13 protein-coding genes are annotated in these 15,964 nt (G+C 69.3%); 4 read left to right on the forward strand and 9 right to left on the reverse strand.

What is annotated here, in order from left to right; all coding sequences use genetic code 11:
• From Q4I23_RS21575 to Q4I23_RS21605, 7 genes are all read right to left on the reverse strand, one after another.
• Nucleotides 1–754 (reverse strand): FGGY family carbohydrate kinase (locus Q4I23_RS21575; RefSeq protein WP_498527561.1); only part of this gene is annotated, 754 nt, incomplete at its 3' end.
• Between the two features lie 28 nt (nt 755–782).
• Nucleotides 783–2,090: a xylose isomerase gene (xylA, locus tag Q4I23_RS21580; protein ID WP_498527562.1), complete on the reverse strand. Its 1,308-nt coding sequence runs from the start codon at nt 2,088–2,090 to the stop codon at nt 783–785.
• 11 nt (nt 2,091–2,101) lie between these two features.
• Entirely contained in the window at nt 2,102–3,277 is a 1,176-nt protein-coding gene (locus Q4I23_RS21585) for a Gfo/Idh/MocA family protein (RefSeq protein WP_498527563.1), read from the reverse strand.
• Between the two features lie 13 nt (nt 3,278–3,290).
• The gene (locus tag Q4I23_RS21590; RefSeq protein WP_200527822.1) at nt 3,291–4,346 is read right to left on the reverse strand and encodes a sugar phosphate isomerase/epimerase family protein; all 1,056 of its coding nucleotides are present in this window, start codon (nt 4,344–4,346) and stop codon (nt 3,291–3,293) included.
• Between the two features lie 37 nt (nt 4,347–4,383).
• Nucleotides 4,384–5,337: a substrate-binding domain-containing protein gene (locus Q4I23_RS21595; RefSeq protein ID WP_035681887.1), complete on the reverse strand. Its 954-nt coding sequence runs from the start codon at nt 5,335–5,337 to the stop codon at nt 4,384–4,386.
• 28 nt (nt 5,338–5,365) lie between these two features.
• Nucleotides 5,366–6,370, reverse strand: a complete 1,005-nt coding sequence (locus Q4I23_RS21600; RefSeq protein WP_237906874.1) for an ABC transporter permease — start codon at nt 6,368–6,370, stop codon at nt 5,366–5,368.
• On the reverse strand, nt 6,348–7,895 hold the full coding sequence (locus tag Q4I23_RS21605; protein WP_498527564.1) for a sugar ABC transporter ATP-binding protein: 1,548 nt from the start codon (nt 7,893–7,895) through the stop codon (nt 6,348–6,350). Before Q4I23_RS21605 ends, Q4I23_RS21600 begins: the two co-directional genes overlap by 23 nt.
• 189 nt (nt 7,896–8,084) lie before the next feature.
• Between Q4I23_RS21605 and Q4I23_RS21610 the strand changes: the two genes are divergently transcribed.
• The 4 genes from Q4I23_RS21610 to Q4I23_RS21625 all read left to right on the forward strand — a co-directional run bounded on the left by Q4I23_RS21610 (nt 8,085) and on the right by Q4I23_RS21625 (nt 14,338).
• Complete coding sequence (locus tag Q4I23_RS21610) at nt 8,085–9,263, forward strand: ROK family protein (protein ID WP_498527565.1); 1,179 nt, start codon at nt 8,085–8,087, stop codon at nt 9,261–9,263.
• A gap of 132 nt (nt 9,264–9,395) precedes the next feature.
• On the forward strand, nt 9,396–10,466 hold the full coding sequence (locus tag Q4I23_RS21615; RefSeq protein ID WP_498527566.1) for an HlyD family secretion protein: 1,071 nt from the start codon (nt 9,396–9,398) through the stop codon (nt 10,464–10,466).
• Nucleotides 10,463–13,213, forward strand: a complete 2,751-nt coding sequence (gene rbbA / locus Q4I23_RS21620) for a ribosome-associated ATPase/putative transporter RbbA (RefSeq protein WP_498527567.1) — start codon at nt 10,463–10,465, stop codon at nt 13,211–13,213. Before Q4I23_RS21615 ends, rbbA begins: the two co-directional genes overlap by 4 nt.
• 3 nt (nt 13,214–13,216) lie before the next feature.
• Nucleotides 13,217–14,338, forward strand: a complete 1,122-nt coding sequence (locus Q4I23_RS21625; protein ID WP_498527568.1) for an ABC transporter permease — start codon at nt 13,217–13,219, stop codon at nt 14,336–14,338.
• Nucleotides 14,339–14,373: 35 nt separating this feature from the next.
• Here the strand turns inward: Q4I23_RS21625 and Q4I23_RS21630 are convergent, their stop codons facing one another.
• Both Q4I23_RS21630 and Q4I23_RS21635 read right to left on the reverse strand, forming a co-directional pair.
• Entirely contained in the window at nt 14,374–15,174 is an 801-nt protein-coding gene (locus Q4I23_RS21630; protein ID WP_454019917.1) for a crotonase/enoyl-CoA hydratase family protein, read from the reverse strand.
• 51 nt (nt 15,175–15,225) lie between these two features.
• Nucleotides 15,226–15,964 (reverse strand): acyl-CoA dehydrogenase family protein (locus Q4I23_RS21635; RefSeq protein WP_498527569.1); only part of this gene is annotated, 739 nt, incomplete at its 5' end.

Below are 15,964 nucleotides of genomic sequence, written 5' to 3' on the forward strand. Positions count from 1 at the left end.
GGGCTCGGAGATGTGTATAAGAGACAGCCACGGCACCGGCGGCGTTGTCCCCGGCCCCGGCCGCCACCACGGTTCCCGGCGGAACGCCCCAGTCGGCGGCGACCTCCGCCCTCAATGTGCCGGTGGGCTGAAGCCCTTCGTACAGCCTCGGCATGTGCGCCTCGCCGAGCCCCGTGGCTGCCAGCAAGTCGTCCGACCACGCGCGCCGGCCGACGTCCAGCCACAGCGTGCCGGCGGAATCCGACAGGTCCGAGGCGTGGTCGCCGGTCATGCGCAGGCGCAGCCAGTCCTTGGGCAGCAGCACCTTGGCGACCTCCTTGAACCGCTCCGGCTCGTGCGCCGCAACCCACAACAGCTTGGGCGCGGTGAAGCCGGGCATGGCGCGGTTGCCGGCGATGGCGCGCAGGTTGGGAGCGCGGCGCTCCAGCTCCGCGCATTCGGCGCCGCTCCGCCCGTCGTTCCACAGGATGGCCGGGCGCAGCACGCGGTCGCCTTTGTCGAGCAGGGTCGCCCCATGCATCTGCCCCGACAGCCCGATCCCCCGCACCGCTGCCATCGCGTCGGAATGGGCGGCGCGCAGGCCGGCGACCGCGCGCCCGGTGGCGGCCCACCAGTCCTCCGGGTCCTGCTCCGACCACAGCGGGTGTGGGCGGCTGACCTCCAGCGGCGCGGTGGACTGGCTGACGAGGCGTTGCGCTTCGTCGACCAGCACCGCCTTGACACCGGACGTCCCCAGGTCGATGCCGAGATACATGGACCCTCCCCTCAATCAGCCGACGGCCTCAAACGAGGCGGTTCACCAGATTCTCCAGCATCTCCTGGCGGCCCGAGCGCGGCTGCGGATCGAGACCGAGTCCGGCGTCCGCCGCGCCGGCCAGATCCAGCCCGCCGAGGAGCTTTTGGCCGAGATCGCCGGTCCAGCCGGCATAGCGCTCCGCGCGCAGGCGGCCCAGCCGGCCGTCCTCGACGAGCCGCGCCCCGGCCAGCAGCGCGCGGGCCAGCGTGTCGATGCCGCCGACATGGGCGTGCAGCAGGTCGTCCGGCGCGACGCTCTGGCGCCGGATCTTGGCGTCGAAGTTGAAGCCGCCGGTGGTGAGGCCTCCCGCCTCCAGGATGCGTGCCATGGGCAGCGCCAGCTCCACATGGTCGTTGGGGAACTGGTCGGTGTCCCAACCGTTCTGCGGGTCGCCCCGGTTCATGTCGATGGAGCCGAAGACGCCCAGCGCCAGCGCCGTCGCCACTTCATGCTCGAAGCTGTGGCCGGCCAGCGTGGCGTGGTTGACCTCGATGTTGACGGCGACCTCCTTCTCCAGCCCGTAGCGCTTCAGGAAGCCGTAGACCGTCGCCACGTCGTGGTCGTACTGGTGCTTGGTCGGCTCCATGGGCTTGGGCTCGATCAGGATGGTGCCGGTGAAGCCGATCTTGTGCTTGTGCTCGACCACCTTCGTCAGGAAGCGGCCGAGCTGGTCCAGCTCGCGCGCCATGTCGGTGTTGAGCAGCGTGTCGTAGCCCTCGCGCCCGCCCCACAGCACGTAATTGACGCCGCCCAGCCGGTGCGTCGCCTCCAGCGCGTCGCGCACCTGGGCCGCCGCGCAGGCGAAGACCTCGGGGTCGGGATTGGTGGCCGCGCCGGCCATGTAGCGGGGGTGCGAGAACAGGTTGGCGGTCCCCCACAGCAGTTTGACGCCGCTACGCTCGATGCAGCCCTGCAGCCGCTCGGTCAGGCGGGCGAAGGTCGCCTGCGTCTCGCGCAGCGAGCCCATCTCGGGCGCCACGTCGCGGTCGTGGAAGGTGAAGAAGGGCACGCCGAGCTTCTCGAACAGCTCGAACGCCACGTCCATCTTCGCCTCGGCCAGCGCCACCGGATCGCCGCTGCCCATCCAAGGCCGGTCCAGCGTGCCGCCGCCGAAGGGGTCGGAGCCGGGCCAGCAGAAGCTATGCCAGTAGCAGACGGCGACGCGCAGGTGATCGGCCATCCGCCGGCCCAGGACCATGCGGTCGGGGTCGTACCAGCGATAGGCGAGCGGGGTGTCGCTGTCCGGCCCCTCGTAGCGGATGCGCTCGACGCCGGTGAAATAGGCTTCGGTCATGACAAATCCTTTCAAAGCTCGACCCAGGCGGCGTCACGGCGGCTCGATTCCACGGCGGCGTGGATGAAGCGCACGCCGCGCACGCCGTCCCGGACGGTGGGGACGAGGGCGGCCGGTGCACCGGCCGCGGCACCGCCCATGCGGGCGACGATCAGGTCGGCGGCGTCGCGGTAGATCTGGGCGAAGCCTTCCAGATAGCCTTCGGGATGGCCCGACGGGATGCGCGTGGCGTGCGCCGCCGCCCCATCCGATCCGGGGCCGCCGCGGGTGATGGTGCGCGGCGGCTCGCCGAGCGGGCTGAAGCGCAGGTGGTTCGGCTGCTCCTGGAACCACTCCAGCCCGCCCTTGTCGCCGTAGACGCGCAGGCGCAGCCCGTTCTCATGGCCGGGCGCCACTTGGCTCGCCCACAGCATGCCGCGCGCGCCGTTGCCGAAGCGCAGCATCATGTGCGCGTTGTCGTCGAGCCGGCGCCCCTCCACGAAGGTCGTCAGGTCGGCGGCGACCCGCGTGCAGCGCAGGCCGGTGACGAACTCCGCCAGCTGGAAGGCGTGGGTGCCGATGTCGCCGACGCAGCCGGCGATGCCGCTGCGCGCCGGGTCGGTCCGCCATTCCGCCTGCTTCTGCCCGCTCTCCTCCAGCCGGGTGCTCAGCCAGTCCTGCGGGTATTCGACCTGCACGACGCGGAGGGCGCCCAGGTCACCGGCCGCCACCATGGCGCGGGCCTGCCGCACCATCGGGTAGCCGGTGTAGTTGTGGGTCAGCGCGAAGACGAGGCCGCTGCGCTCCACCGCCGCCGCCAGATCCTCCGCGTCCTCGACCGTGGTGGTCAGCGGCTTGTCGCAGATGACGTGGATGCCCGCCTCCAGGAACGCCTTGGCGGCGTCGTGGTGCAGGTGGTTGGGCGTGACGATGCTGACCACGTCGATGCCGTCGTCGCGCGCCGCCTCGGCCCGCGCCATCTCCGCGAAGCTGGCGTAGCAGCGCTCCGGCGGCAGGAACAGGTCGGCGCCGCTGGCTTGGCAGCGCTCCGGGTCGGAGGACAGCGCCCCGGCGCGCAGCTCGTAGCGGTCGTCGAGGCGGGCGGCGATGCGGTGCACCGCCCCGATGAAGGCGCCCCGCCCGCCGCCGACCATGCCCAGGCGCAGCCGGCGGTTCGGCCCGGAGGCCGTCTTCCCTTCGATGGTCATGATCCCCTCCCGCTCAGCCGATGCCGAGCATGCGCCGGTTGGCCGAATCGTCGGTGCCGGCCCCGGCGAAGTCGTCGAAGGCTTTCTCGGTCACCCGGATGATGTGCGCGTCGATGAATTGCGCGCCTTCGGCGGCCCCTTGCTCGGGGTGCTTCATGGCGCATTCCCACTCCAGCACCGCCCAGCCGTCGAAGCCGTACTGGGTCAGCTTGGAGAAGATGCCGCCGAAATCGACCTGCCCGTCGCCCAGCGAGCGGAAGCGCCCGGCCCGGCCGATCCAGGGCTGGTAGCCGGAATAGACGCCCTGGCGCGGGGATGGGTTGAACTCCGCGTCCTTGACGTGGAACATCTTGATCCGCTCGTGATAGACGTCGATGTAGCCGAGATAGTCGAGCTGCTGCAGCACGAAGTGGCTGGGGTCGTAGAGGATGTTGCAGCGCGGGTGGTTGCCGACGCGCTCCAGGAACATCTCGAAGGTGGCGCCGTCGAACAGGTCCTCGCCGGGATGGATCTCGTAGCAGAGGTCCACCCCCGCCGCGTCGAAGGCGTCGAGGATCGGCCGCCAGCGCCGCGCCAACTCGTCGAAGGCGGTTTCGATCAGCCCCGCCGGGCGCTGCGGCCAGGGGTAGACATAGGGCCAGGCCAGCGCGCCGGAGAAGGTGACGTGCGCCGTCAGCCCCAAATTGGCCGAGGCCTTGGCGGCCATCAGCAGCTGGTTGACCGCCCATTCCTGGCGGGCCTTCGGGTTGCCGCGCACCTCCGGTGCGGCGAAGCCGTCGAACGCCTCGTCATAGGCCGGGTGCACGGCGACGAGCTGCCCCTGGAGATGGGTGGACAGTTCGGTGATCTGCACGCCGGCCTCGGCCAGCACGCCTTTCACCTCATCGCAGTAGCCCTTGCTCTCCGCGGCCCGGGCAAGGTCGAACAGGCGGCCGTCCCAGGACGGGATCTGCACGCCCTTGAAGCCCAGCCCGGCGGCCCAGGCGCCGATGGCCGGAAGGCTGTCGAACGGCGCCGCATCCCCGGCAAACTGCGCGAGGAAGATCGCCGGCCCCTTGATCGTCTTCATGATGCCCCTCCCTTCGGGTCGTCTTCGGGCCGGAACATCAGAACGGCGAGTCCGGGTAGTAGTATTTCGCGGCGTTCTCCGGGGTCACCAGCGTCGCCTCGATGATGTATTCCTTCTGGATCGGCGCCTTCTCCACCAGATGCTTGGCGGTGATCTCCATGGCCTCGGCGATCATCGCGGGCGGGTAGAGGACGTCGGCGGGAACCAGCACGTCCTTGTCCATGACGCGCTTGATCATGTCCTTCATGCCGGCGCCGCCGAGGATGAACATCTCCTTCTCGCGGCCGGCCTGCTTGACGGCCTCGATGACGCCCAGCGCGATGTCGTCGTCCTGCGCCCACACCGCGTCGATCTTCGGGAAGCGGGACAGGAAGTCCTGCATCACCTTGAAGCCGTCATCGCGGTTCCAGTTGGCGTACTGCATGCCCAGCACCTTGATCTGGGTGCCCTCGATCTCCTTCATGAAGGCGTCGACGCGCTGGTTGTCGATCACGGTAGGAATCCCGCGCAGCACCACGATGTCGCCCTTGCCGCCCATCTTCTCCTTCATGAACCGGGCGGAGACCTCGCCCATCTGCGGGTTGTTGCCGGCGACGTAGAGGTCCTGGATCGACGGGTCGGTCAGGCCGCGGTCCACCACCGTGACGAACTTGCCGGCCTGCTTGACGGCGCGCACGGGGTCGGTCATCGGCGCGGATTCGAAGGGCAGGATGACCAGCGCGTCGATCCGCTGCACCGAGACCAGATCCTCCAGGTCGTTGGCCTGACGGCCGACGTCGCGGGCGGTGACGATCACCACGTCGAGGTTCGGGTATTGCTTCTCCAGCCGCTTCTCGGCCTGCTGGGCGTGCCAGTTGAGGCCGCCGGCCCAGCCGTGCGTCGCGGCGGGGATGGACACGCCCATCTTGATCTTCTGCTGCGCCCAGCCGGCGACCGGCGCCACCATCAGGCCCGCGGCCAGCGCCGCGGCCAGACCGAAACGGAACGTCATGGTCGATTCCTCCCTGTTTGTCTTTTTGTCAGCGACGCGCCACGGTCCCCCGTTGCAGGAGCACCGCGACGATGATGATCACTCCCTGGATGGTGCCGTTCAGGTAGACGCTGATGGCGCCGGTCAGGTTGAGGATGTTGTCGATCAGCGTGAGCATGACGGCGCCCACCACCGTTCCCCAGATGCGGCCGTAGCCGCCCTTCAGCATGGTGCCGCCGATGATGACGGCGGCGATGGCCTCCAGCTCCCACAACAGGCCCGTGGTGGCCGAGGCCGACCCCAGGCGCGGCACGTAGATCACCACCGCGATGGCCACGCACACACCCTGGAGCACGAAGGCCAGCAGCTTGACCCGGTCCACGTTGATCGCCGAATAGCGCGCCACGTCCTCGCTGGAGCCGATGGCGGCGCAGTAACGGCCGAAGCGCGTGCGGTACATGATCAGCGCGCCGATCAGCGCGACCACCGCGAAAGCCAGGATCGGGTAGGAGATGCCGAAGACGCCGCCGTAATAGACGGGCCGGTAGATCGTGCGGATCTCGGAGTTCAGCGACAGCGTGCCGCCGTCGGCGATGTAGGTGACCAGGGATCGGAAGATGCCCATGGTCCCCAGCGTAACGATGAACGCCTCCATCCGGCCCTTGGTCACCAGAAGCCCGTTGACCAGCCCCGCCGCCAGCCCGAGCCCCAGCGCCACCAGGACGCCGACCAGGATGACCGGCAGCCCGGCCCCCATGGAGCCGACCAGCGCGTTCATCACCACGATCATGACGCCCGACGCGAAGGCGGCCAGCGAGCCGACCGACAGGTCGATCCCGCCGGCGGTGATGACGAAGGTGGCCCCGACCGCGATGATGCCGATGAAGGCGGTGCGGGTCAGCACGTTGCCGATGTTGCCCGGGCTGAGGAACACCGGGTTGACGATGGTGCCCAGCACGATCAGCGCGGCCAGCGCCAGGAACGGCCCGTAGAGTTTCAGATCGAAGCCGGAGGAGGGCTTCCGCGCGGCCTCAGGCATGACCGACGGCGTCATGCGCGTCTCCTTGTGCTGTGCTGGGTGATGCGCGGCCCTTCAGGCCGGTGGCGTAGCGGACGATCTCGCCCTCCTCGACCTCGTCACCCTCCAGGATGCCGGTCACCACGCCGGAGCGCATGACCACCACCCGGTGCGACAGCCCGATGATCTCGGGCATTTCCGAGGAGATGAGGATCACCGACCCGCCCCGGCGGGCGAAGTCGTGCAGGAACTGGTAAATCTGCTGCTTGGTCCCGATGTCGATGCCGCGCGTCGGCTCGTCGACGATCAGGATCTCCGGATCGACCTGCATGGTCTTGGCGAGCAGCAGCTTCTGCTGGTTGCCGCCGCTGAGGCTGCCGACCGGCACGTCCAGCGTCCGGACGCGGATGTCGAACTCCCCCACCGCGCGCTCCAGCGCCGCGGCCTCCCGCCGCTCGTCCACGAAGACCCGGCCGTAGCGGTCGAGCGCCAGCAGCGTCAGGTTCGGCTGCAATCCCTTGGCGAGCAACAGGCCCTTGCCCTTGCGGTCCTCGGTCAGGTAGGCGATGCCGGCCGCCACCGCGCCCTCCAGGCGGCGGACGCGCAGCGGCTCCCCGTTGCGGGTCAGCGTGCCGGCGGTGCGGCGGCGCAGGCCGAGCAACCCCTCGGCCAGCTCGGTCCGCCCGGCGCCGATCAGCCCGGCGAAGCCCAGAATCTCGCCGCGCCGCAGGTCGAAGCCGGCGCCCCGCACCCAGCCGGGAACGTCGATCCCCCGCGCCTCCAGCACCACGGGCGCGTCCGGCGCCGGCGGCGTCTTGGCCGGGAACAGGTCGCTGATGGCGCGCCCGACCATCAGCTGGGCGATGCCGTCCTCGGTCAGTTCGGCGGTCGGGCGGGTGGCGATGTGGTGGCCGTCGCGGAGCACGGTCACCCGGTCGGTGATGGCCCGCACCTCGTCCAGCTTGTGCGAGGTGTAGACGATCCCCACCCCCTGGTCGCGCAGGCGGCGGATCAGGCCGAACAGCACGGCGGACTCGGTGCCGGTCAGCACCGCCGTGGGCTCGTCCATGATGAGGACGCGAACCTCGCGCGACATCGCCTTGGCGATTTCGACCATCTGCCGCTCCGACACGGCGAGGTCGCGCACCCGCGCTCGGGGGTCCACCGGGCATTCCAGCTCCGCCAGAACGGCGCGGGACCGCTCGCGCATGGCGCGCTTGTCGAGGAACGGGCCGCGCCGCAGCTCGCGCCCGAGAAAAATGTTCTCCTCGACCGTCAGATGTTCGGCGAGGTTGAATTCCTGGTGGATCAGCACGACGCCCGCCGCTTCGGCGGCGCCGATGCCGGAGAAGCTCACCGGGCGCCCATCCACGCGCACGGCGCCCGAGGTCGGCTGGTGAAAGCCGGACAGGATCTTCATCAGCGTCGATTTGCCGGCCCCGTTCTCGCCGACCAGGGCGTGCACCTCACCGCGCTGGACGGTGAAATCCACCCCGTGGAGGACCTCGACGGGCCCAAAGCTCTTCGTGACGCCGAACGCTGCCAAAAGCGGCTCGGCCATGGGGTCGCCCCCTCCCTGGATTGCGGCTTCTCGTGTGGCCGCGAATTAGATAGACGGTCTAACAAATGGTAGCGTATGATTCGAATCAGCCCGCGTCAAGCCATGTCGGGGCGACATTCCCCACCTTTTCGGTGTATGCCCCGCCCGGCGCCCAACGATTGCCGCCAGACGCGCGAGACAGGAATCCGCATGCTGCCAAGGGTCAACTCGGCCGCGATCCGCCGCCTCAACATGGTCCGCGTCTTCCACGCGCTGCGGGAGAATCCGAGCTGCGCGCAGCGCGACCTCAGCCGGCTGACCGGCCTGGACAAGGCGACGACCTCGGCCATCGTGGCGCAGATGATCGAGGACGGGCTGGTCGAGCGGAGCGAGGCGCCCCGAGCGCGCCGCATCGGCCGGCCGGAAACCGCGCTCGGCATCGCGCCGTCGGCCGGGCTGCTGGTGGGCGCCCGGCTGGAGCCGGGAACGATCCGCATCGTCTCCACCACGCTGGCCGGCACGGTGGTGGAGCAGTCGCAGATCCCCGGCAGCACCGACCTCGCCACGGCGCTGCGCCACCTGCACGAGGGGATCGACGCGGTCGTCGCGGCGAGCCGTCCGGACGGCGGAGCCGCGACGCCGCCCTTGCGCGGCATCGGCATCGGCATTCCGGCGCTGATGGACCGCGAGGGCCGGCTCGTTCTGGCGCCCAACCTGGGCTGGCGCGACACGCCGATCCGCCCGCTGCTGGAGGAGGCGCTCGGCGCGCCGGTCCATGTCGACAACGACACCAAGGCCGCCGCCATGGCCGAGCGGCTGTTCGGCGCCTGCCGGGGGGTGGAGGACTTCGTCTATCTGACCGGCCATTCGGGCGTCGGCGGCGGGCTGTTCCTCGGCGGGCGGCTCTACCGCGGCGCGCAGGGCTTCGCCGGGGAGATCGGGCATTTGACCGTCGTGCCGGGCGGCCGCCCCTGCGGCTGCGGCAAGCGGGGCTGCCTGGAAACCTACGTCTCCGAAACCTCGATCCTCGCCCAGGCCGGCGAGCGGGGCCATGCCCTGCCCGACCTCTGGGCCGCCGCCGCCGCGGCGCGCGACGGCGATCCGGTGGTGCGGACCCTGTTGGAAGAGGCAGGTTCACACCTCGGTTTCGCGCTGTCGCATCTGGTCAACCTGACGAATCCGGGTCTGGTGGTGCTGGGTGGCAACCTGTCGATCGTCGCGGAGTTCATTCTTCCGACGCTGAACGCCGCCCTCGACGAGCACGCGCTGGAACCGCTGCGCCACGACCTGCGGCTTCTCGTTTCGCCGCTCGGCCCGGACGCCGTGCCGATGGGGGGGATCGCGCTGGCCATGGATGGCTTCCTCTCGGTGCCGGGACCCATCCTGTAAGACCATGCGCGATCGCGCCGGTGCGGCAAAAAAGCATTCCACCTCAAGCTGAGAAAGCCGGTGGCGCCGCGCCGACGGTCTGATAGGCTGGATCGCCTTGAAGGCGTTGCCTGCAAGCGAATGGATTGGTGGATGATGAGGAAGCCAAGCCGGTGGCTGCTCAAAGCCGCAGCCGCGCTGTCCGTCGTCGTGATCCTGTATGGGGTGTGGCTGTTTGTGCAGCCCAAAGGACTGCCCGCCGGTCTGGCCAGCGGCAACGGCCGGATCGAGGCGGTCGAAATCGACATCGCCACGAAAACCGCCGGCCGGGTCGAGGACATCCTGGTCGATGAGGGCGACTTCGTCACCGCCGGGCAGGTGCTCGCCCGGATGGACACCGACGTTCTCCAGGCCCAGGCCAAGCAGGCCGAGGCGCAGAAGCAGCAGGCGGTCATCGGTGTCGAGACCGCTCGCCATCAGGTGCTCCAGCGACAGGCCGAACGGCAGGCGGCGCAGTCCCTGGTGGCCCAGCGCGAGGCCGAGCGGGACGTCGCCCAGAAGCAGCTCGCCCGATCCGAGGAGCTGGAGGCGCGGGGCACGACGTCGCGGCAGGTTCTCGACACCGACCGCGCCCGCTTCGAAAGCGCGAACGCCGCCGTCAGCGCGGCCAAGGCCCAGGTCGCCGCCGCCGACGCCGCCATCGCCACCGCCGAGGCCCAGGTCGTAAACGCCCATGCGGCGGTCGACGCCGCCGCGGCCACCATCGAACGCATCCAGGCAGACATCCGGGACAGCACCCTCCGCTCGCCGCGCGACGGCCGGGTGCAGTTCCGGGTGGCGCAGCCGGGCGAGGTGCTCGGCGCCGGCGGCCGGGTGCTGAACATGGTCGATCTCAGCGACGTCTACATGACCTTCTTCCTGCCGACGGAGGCCGCCGGGCGGGTGAGGATCGGGACCGAAGTGCGGATCGCCCTCGACGCCTTCCCGCAATACGTCATCCCCGCCAAGGCCACCTTCGTGGCCGACGTCGCCCAATTCACCCCGAAGACCGTGGAGACGGCCAGCGAACGCCAGAAGCTGATGTTCCGAATCAAGGCCCAGATCCCTCCTCCGTTGCTGAAGAAGTACATCCGTGACGTGAAGACCGGCCTGCCGGGGGTGGCCTATGTGCGGATCGATCCTGACACAGAATGGCCGGCCAACCTGCAAAACCTCGTGCCATGAGCGGTGCCGCCGACCGCTCCGCCGCATCACCCGTCGCGCGTCTGCGGGACGTCCGTCTGGTGTACGGAAAGGTCCGGGCCATCGACGGGGTCAGCCTGGACGTCCCGGCGGGGCGTGTCACCGGTCTGATCGGCCCCGACGGCGTCGGCAAGTCGAGCCTCCTGTCGCTGATGTCGGGGGCGCGCGCCTTGCAGGAGGGAACGGTCGAGGTGCTGGACGGCAGCATGGCCCAGGCTCGCCACCGCCGCGCCGTGTGCCCCCGCATCGCCTACATGCCGCAGGGCCTTGGCAAGAACCTCTACCCGACGCTGTCGATCGCCGAGAATCTTGACTTCTTCGGACGGCTGTTCGGCCAGGGCCGCGCCGAGCGCCGGAGGCGCATCGCCGACCTGACGCAAAGCACCGGTCTGGCGCCGTTCCTCGACCGGCCGGCCGGCAAGCTGTCCGGCGGCATGAAGCAGAAGCTCGGCCTGTGCTGCGCGCTGATCCACGACCCGGACCTGCTGATCCTCGACGAGCCGACCACAGGCGTCGACCCGCTCTCGCGCCGGCAGTTCTGGGAGCTGATCGACCGCATCCGGGCGGACCGTCCCGGCATGAGCGTGGTGGTGGCCACCGCCTACATGGAGGAGGCGGCGCGCTTCGACTGGCTCGTCGCCATGGACGAGGGGCGCGTGCTGGCCACCGGCAGCCCGCGGGAGGTGCTGGAGCGCACCGGGACAGCGACGCTGGAGGAGGCCTTCGTCGCGCTGATGCCCGAGGAGAAGCGCCGCGGGCACAAGTCCGTCGCGATCGTGCCGCGCACGGGGGACGGGAGCGACATCGCCATCGAGGCGAAGGGCCTGACCATGCGCTTCGGCGACTTCGTGGCGGTCGATCACGTCAGCTTCCGCATCCCGCGCGGCGAGATCTTCGGCTTTCTCGGCTCCAACGGCTGCGGCAAGACGACGACGATGAAGATGCTGACCGGCCTGCTCCAGCCGAGCGAGGGCGAGGCCCGGCTGTTCGGGCAGCCGGTGGACGCCCGCAACATCGGGACCCGGCGGCGCGTCGGCTACATGTCCCAGGCCTTCTCGCTCTATTCGGAACTGACGATCCGGCAGAACCTGGAATTGCACGCCCGCCTGTTCCAGATGCCCGAGAGCGTCCTTCCCCACCGGGTCGCGGCGGTGGCGGAGCGCTTCGGCCTCGCCGACGCGATGGAGGCTTTGCCGGATCGGCTGCCGCTCGGCCAGCGCCAGCGCCTGTCCCTCGCCGTCGCGATGGTCCATGAGCCCGCCCTGCTGATCCTGGACGAGCCGACGTCGGGCGTCGACCCGATCGCGCGCGACGCATTCTGGGAGATCATGATCGGACTGGCGCGCCGGGACCGGGTGACGATCTTCATCTCGACCCATTTCATGAACGAGGCCGAACGCTGCGACCGCATCTCGCTGATGCACGCCGGTCGCGTTCTGGTCAGCGACACGCCGGCGGCGCTTGTCGATAAGCGGAGCGTCGCGACGCTTGAGGAGGCCTTCATCGGCTATCTGGAGGAGGCCGTGGCGGAGCGTCAGGGAGGCGACGCGGCGGCGCCCGACGATCGCCGACAGGTCCCCCCGCCCGCCGCCAACCCTCCCGGCGAACGCGCGGAAGGCCGCTTCTTCAACCCGCGGCGCATGCTCAGCTACTCGCGTCTGGAGGCGCTGGAACTGCGGCGCGATCTCATCCGGGCGACGCTCGCCCTGGTCGGCAGCCTTCTGCTGATGGTCATCATGGGCTACGGCATCAACATGGATGTCGAGGACCTCTCCTTCGCGGTCCTGGACCGCGATCAGACGACGACGAGCCGCGACTACACGCTCAACCTCGCGGGTTCCCGCTACTTCGTCGAACAGGCGCCGATCATCGACTACGAGGATCTCGACCGGCGCATGCGGGCAGGCGACCTCTCCCTGGCGCTGGAAATCCCGCCGGGCTTCGGCCGCGACGTCGCCCGCGGGCGTCCGGTCCAGATCGGGGCGTGGATCGACGGCGCCATGCCGACGCGGGCCGAGACGGTCAACGGATACGTGCAGGGCATGCACAGCCAATGGCTGGCCTCGCGGAACCAGACGCCCAGCCTCGCCACCATCGAGACCCGTTTTCGCTACAACCCGGACGTCGAGAGCCTGAAGGCCATCGTCCCGGCGGTCATCCCGATCCTGCTGCTGCTGATCCCGGCGATGCTGGCCGCGCTCAGCGTCGTGCGCGAGAAGGAACTCGGCTCGATCATCAACCTCTACGTCACGCCGGTCACCAAGCTGGAGTTCCTGCTCGGCAAGCAACTGCCTTATGTCGGGCTGGCGATGCTCAACGTCCTTCTGATGGTGGCGCTGGCGGTCACCGCCTTCGGCGTGCCGCTGACCGGGAACGCGCTGGCCCTCGCCACCGGCGCCCTGCTTTACAGCTTTTCGGCGACCGCCATGGGTCTCCTGATGTCCAGCTTCATGCGCAGCCAGATCGCCGCCGTCTTCGGCACCGCCATCGCGACGCTGATTCCGGCCACCCAGTATTCCGGCATGATCGATCCGGTCTCGTCCCTGGGGGGGGCCGCCGCCGTCATCGGGGAGGTCTATCCGACCACCCATTTTCTGACCATCGCGCGGGGCGTCTTCTCGAAGGCCCTGGGCTTCGGCGATCTGCACGCCGCCTTCGTCGCGCTGCTGATCGCCGTGCCGGTCCTGATCGGCGCGAGCGCGCTGCTGCTGAAGAAGCAGGAGAGCTGAGCGATGCAGGCATCCAACGTCCTGAACCTCGGCATCAAGGAACTGCGCAGCCTCGCCCGCGACCCGATGCTTCTGGTCCTCATCGTCTATTCCTTCACGCTGGCGATCTACACGGCGGCGACCGCCATACCGGAGACGCTCAACAAGGCGGCGATCGCCATCGTCGACGAGGACCGCTCGCCCCTGTCGGCCCGCATCGTCGGCGCCTTCTACCCGCCCTTCTTCCTGCCGCCGGTCCTGATCACCCCCGCCGAGATGGACGCCCGCATGGACGCCGGGCTCGACACCTTCGCGCTCGACATTCCGCCGGACTTCCAGCGGGACGTCCTCGCCGGGCGCCAGCCGGCGATCCAGCTCAACGTCGATGCGACCCGGATGACCCAGGCCTTTTCCGGGAGCGGCTACGTCCAGCAGATCGTCAGCGGGGAGGTCAACGCCTTCCTGCAACGCTACCGCGGGGAACCGGCCCTTCCGGTCGATCTCGCCCTGCGGGTCCGCTTCAATCCCGAGATGAACAAGGGCTGGTTCGGGTCGGTGATCGAGGTCATCAACCAGGTCACGATGCTGTCGATCATCCTGACCGGCGCCGCCCTGATCCGGGAGCGCGAGCACGGCACCATCGAGCATCTGCTCGTGATGCCGGTCACGCCCGTCGAGATCATGGTCGGCAAGATCTGGTCGATGGCCCTGGTCGTGCTCGTCGCCTGCGCCGTCTCGCTGGTCTTCGTCGTCCAGGGACTGCTGGCGGTTCCCATCGGCGGCTCCGTCGCCCTGTTCCTGGCCGGCGCCGCCCTGCACCTGTTCGCCACCACGTCGATGGGCATCTTCCTGGGGACGGTGGCCCGCAGCATGCCGCAGTTCGGCATGCTGCTGATCCTGGTGATGGTGCCGCTGCAGATGCTGTCGGGAGGCATGACGCCACGCGAAAGCATGCCCGCCCTCGTTCAGGACGTGATGCTCGCCGCGCCGACGACGCACTTCGTCACGCTGGCCCAGGCCATCCTGTACCGCGGCGCCGGCCTCGACGTGGTCTGGCCGCAGTTCCTCGCGCTCATCGGGATCGGCGCGGCCCTGTTCAGCCTGTCGCTGGCGCGCTTCCGCAAGGCCATCAACCAGATGTCATGAGCCCGGTATCATGAGCCGCCGCCGGCCCCAATGGCTTACGCGCCGATGAAGCGGGGAGGCCGCTTGCCCAGCAGAGCCGCGATCGCTTCCTTGTGATCCTCGGTCGCATGGGCCAGCGCCTGCATGGCCGCCGACATCTCCAGCAGCGTGTCGAGCTTGACCGTCTGGCCTTCGCGCAGCAGACGCTTGGTCATGCGCACCACATGCGGCGGGTTGACGGCGATGCGCGCGGCCAGCGCCCTTGCCTGCGGCAGCAGGTCCGCGTCAGGAACGACTCGCGAGACGAGACCGCAGGCGAGCGCCTCGGCGGCGTCGATGACATCGCCGGTCAACGCCATTTCACACGCCTTGGAGAAGCCGACGACACGCGGCAGCAGCCACGCTCCGCCGTCACCGGGCACGATGCCGACCTTGACGAAGCTCTCGGCGAAGCGCGCGCTCTCACCGGCGATGCGGAGGTCGCACATGCAGGCGAGATCGCAGCCGGCCCCGATCGCCGGACCGTTCACCGCCGCGATCACCGGAACCTCCATGGCTTCGAGAAGCAGCGGGATGCGCTGGATGCCCAGCTTGTAGTTCCGCCGCGTCTGCGCGGCGACCGTGTCGTTCAGGCCGCCACTTGCCCCCATCTTCTTCAGGTTCCCGCCGGATGAGAAAGCCCCGCCGGCGCCGGTGAGGATGATGACGCGCGTCCCCATCTCCGCATCGAGACGGCTGAACGTCTCCACCAGGGCGTCGATCATCTCCGGATCGGAGATCGGGTTGCGCTGCTCCGGAAGATTGAGGGTGAGCGTGACGATTCCATCGTCGTTGTCTTCGAGCACGAGGGTCGACACGGCGCGTTCCTTTCGTCTTGTCCGATTATGTGTCTTGTCCGGCCGCGCCGCTCAGCGCAGGCCCAGGCCGCGCGCGATGATGCCGCGCAGGATTTCGCGGGTGCCGCCGCGCAGGGAGAAGGAGGACACGTTCAGGATCGTGTGGGCCAGCACCGCGGAGAAGTCCCGCGTGGACCGCTGCGACGGCTCCGCATCGACCAGTTGGCGGGCGATGTCGGGGATCTCCTGTTCGAAGATCGCGCCCAGATCCTTGACCAGCGCGGCCTGCAACGCCGGGTTCTCGCCGTTCTGCAGCATGCCGGCGACCGAGCGCGACAGGCGCCGCAGCACGAGCAGGTGGGCGGTCAGGCGGCCCGCCGCCACCGCCGCCTGCTCCGACGGGTCGGGGCCGAGCGCGCGGACCAGTTCGACCAGCAGCGTGAAGGAGGACAGAAACCGCTCCGGCCCGCTGCGCTCGAAGGCCAGTTCGCCGACCACTTGGTTCCAGCCGTCCCCGAGCTGGCCGAGCAGGGCCGAGGACGGCAGAAAGACGTCCTCGAAGACCACCTCGTTGAAGTGATGCTCCCCGGCCAGATCGGCAATCGGCCGAATGGTGATGCCGGGCGTCTTCAGGTCGACCAGGAACTGGCTGGTGCCGCCATGCCGTTCCTCCGCGCCGCCGGTGCGGCAGAACAGGATCATGAAGTGGGCGTGGTGGGCGTAGGTGGTCCACAGCTTGGTGCCGTTGACGACGAAGCCTCCCTCCACCGGCACGGCGCGCGTCCGGACCGCAGCGAGGTCTGAGCCGGAA

This window comes from Azospirillum sp. UFLA03-27 (genome assembly GCF_059803775.1).

Excerpts from the sequence above, each read along its gene's own strand:
- Q4I23_RS21585 (WP_498527563.1), bottom strand. The coding sequence starts at position 3,277 with ATGACCATCGAAGGGAAGACGGCCTCCGGGCCGAACCGCCGGCTGCGC.
- Q4I23_RS21615 (WP_498527566.1), top strand. The coding sequence starts at position 9,396 with ATGATGAGGAAGCCAAGCCGGTGGCTGCTCAAAGCCGCAGCCGCGCTG.
- rbbA (WP_498527567.1), top strand. The coding sequence starts at position 10,463 with ATGAGCGGTGCCGCCGACCGCTCCGCCGCATCACCCGTCGCGCGTCTG.
- Q4I23_RS21605 (WP_498527564.1), bottom strand. The coding sequence starts at position 7,895 with ATGGCCGAGCCGCTTTTGGCAGCGTTCGGCGTCACGAAGAGCTTTGGG.
- Q4I23_RS21600 (WP_237906874.1), bottom strand. The coding sequence starts at position 6,370 with ATGACGCCGTCGGTCATGCCTGAGGCCGCGCGGAAGCCCTCCTCCGGC.
- Q4I23_RS21625 (WP_498527568.1), top strand. The coding sequence starts at position 13,217 with ATGCAGGCATCCAACGTCCTGAACCTCGGCATCAAGGAACTGCGCAGC.
- Q4I23_RS21595 (WP_035681887.1), bottom strand. The coding sequence starts at position 5,337 with ATGACGTTCCGTTTCGGTCTGGCCGCGGCGCTGGCCGCGGGCCTGATG.
- Q4I23_RS21610 (WP_498527565.1), top strand. The coding sequence starts at position 8,085 with ATGCTGCCAAGGGTCAACTCGGCCGCGATCCGCCGCCTCAACATGGTC.
- xylA (WP_498527562.1), bottom strand. The coding sequence starts at position 2,090 with ATGACCGAAGCCTATTTCACCGGCGTCGAGCGCATCCGCTACGAGGGG.
- Q4I23_RS21590 (WP_200527822.1), bottom strand. The coding sequence starts at position 4,346 with ATGAAGACGATCAAGGGGCCGGCGATCTTCCTCGCGCAGTTTGCCGGG.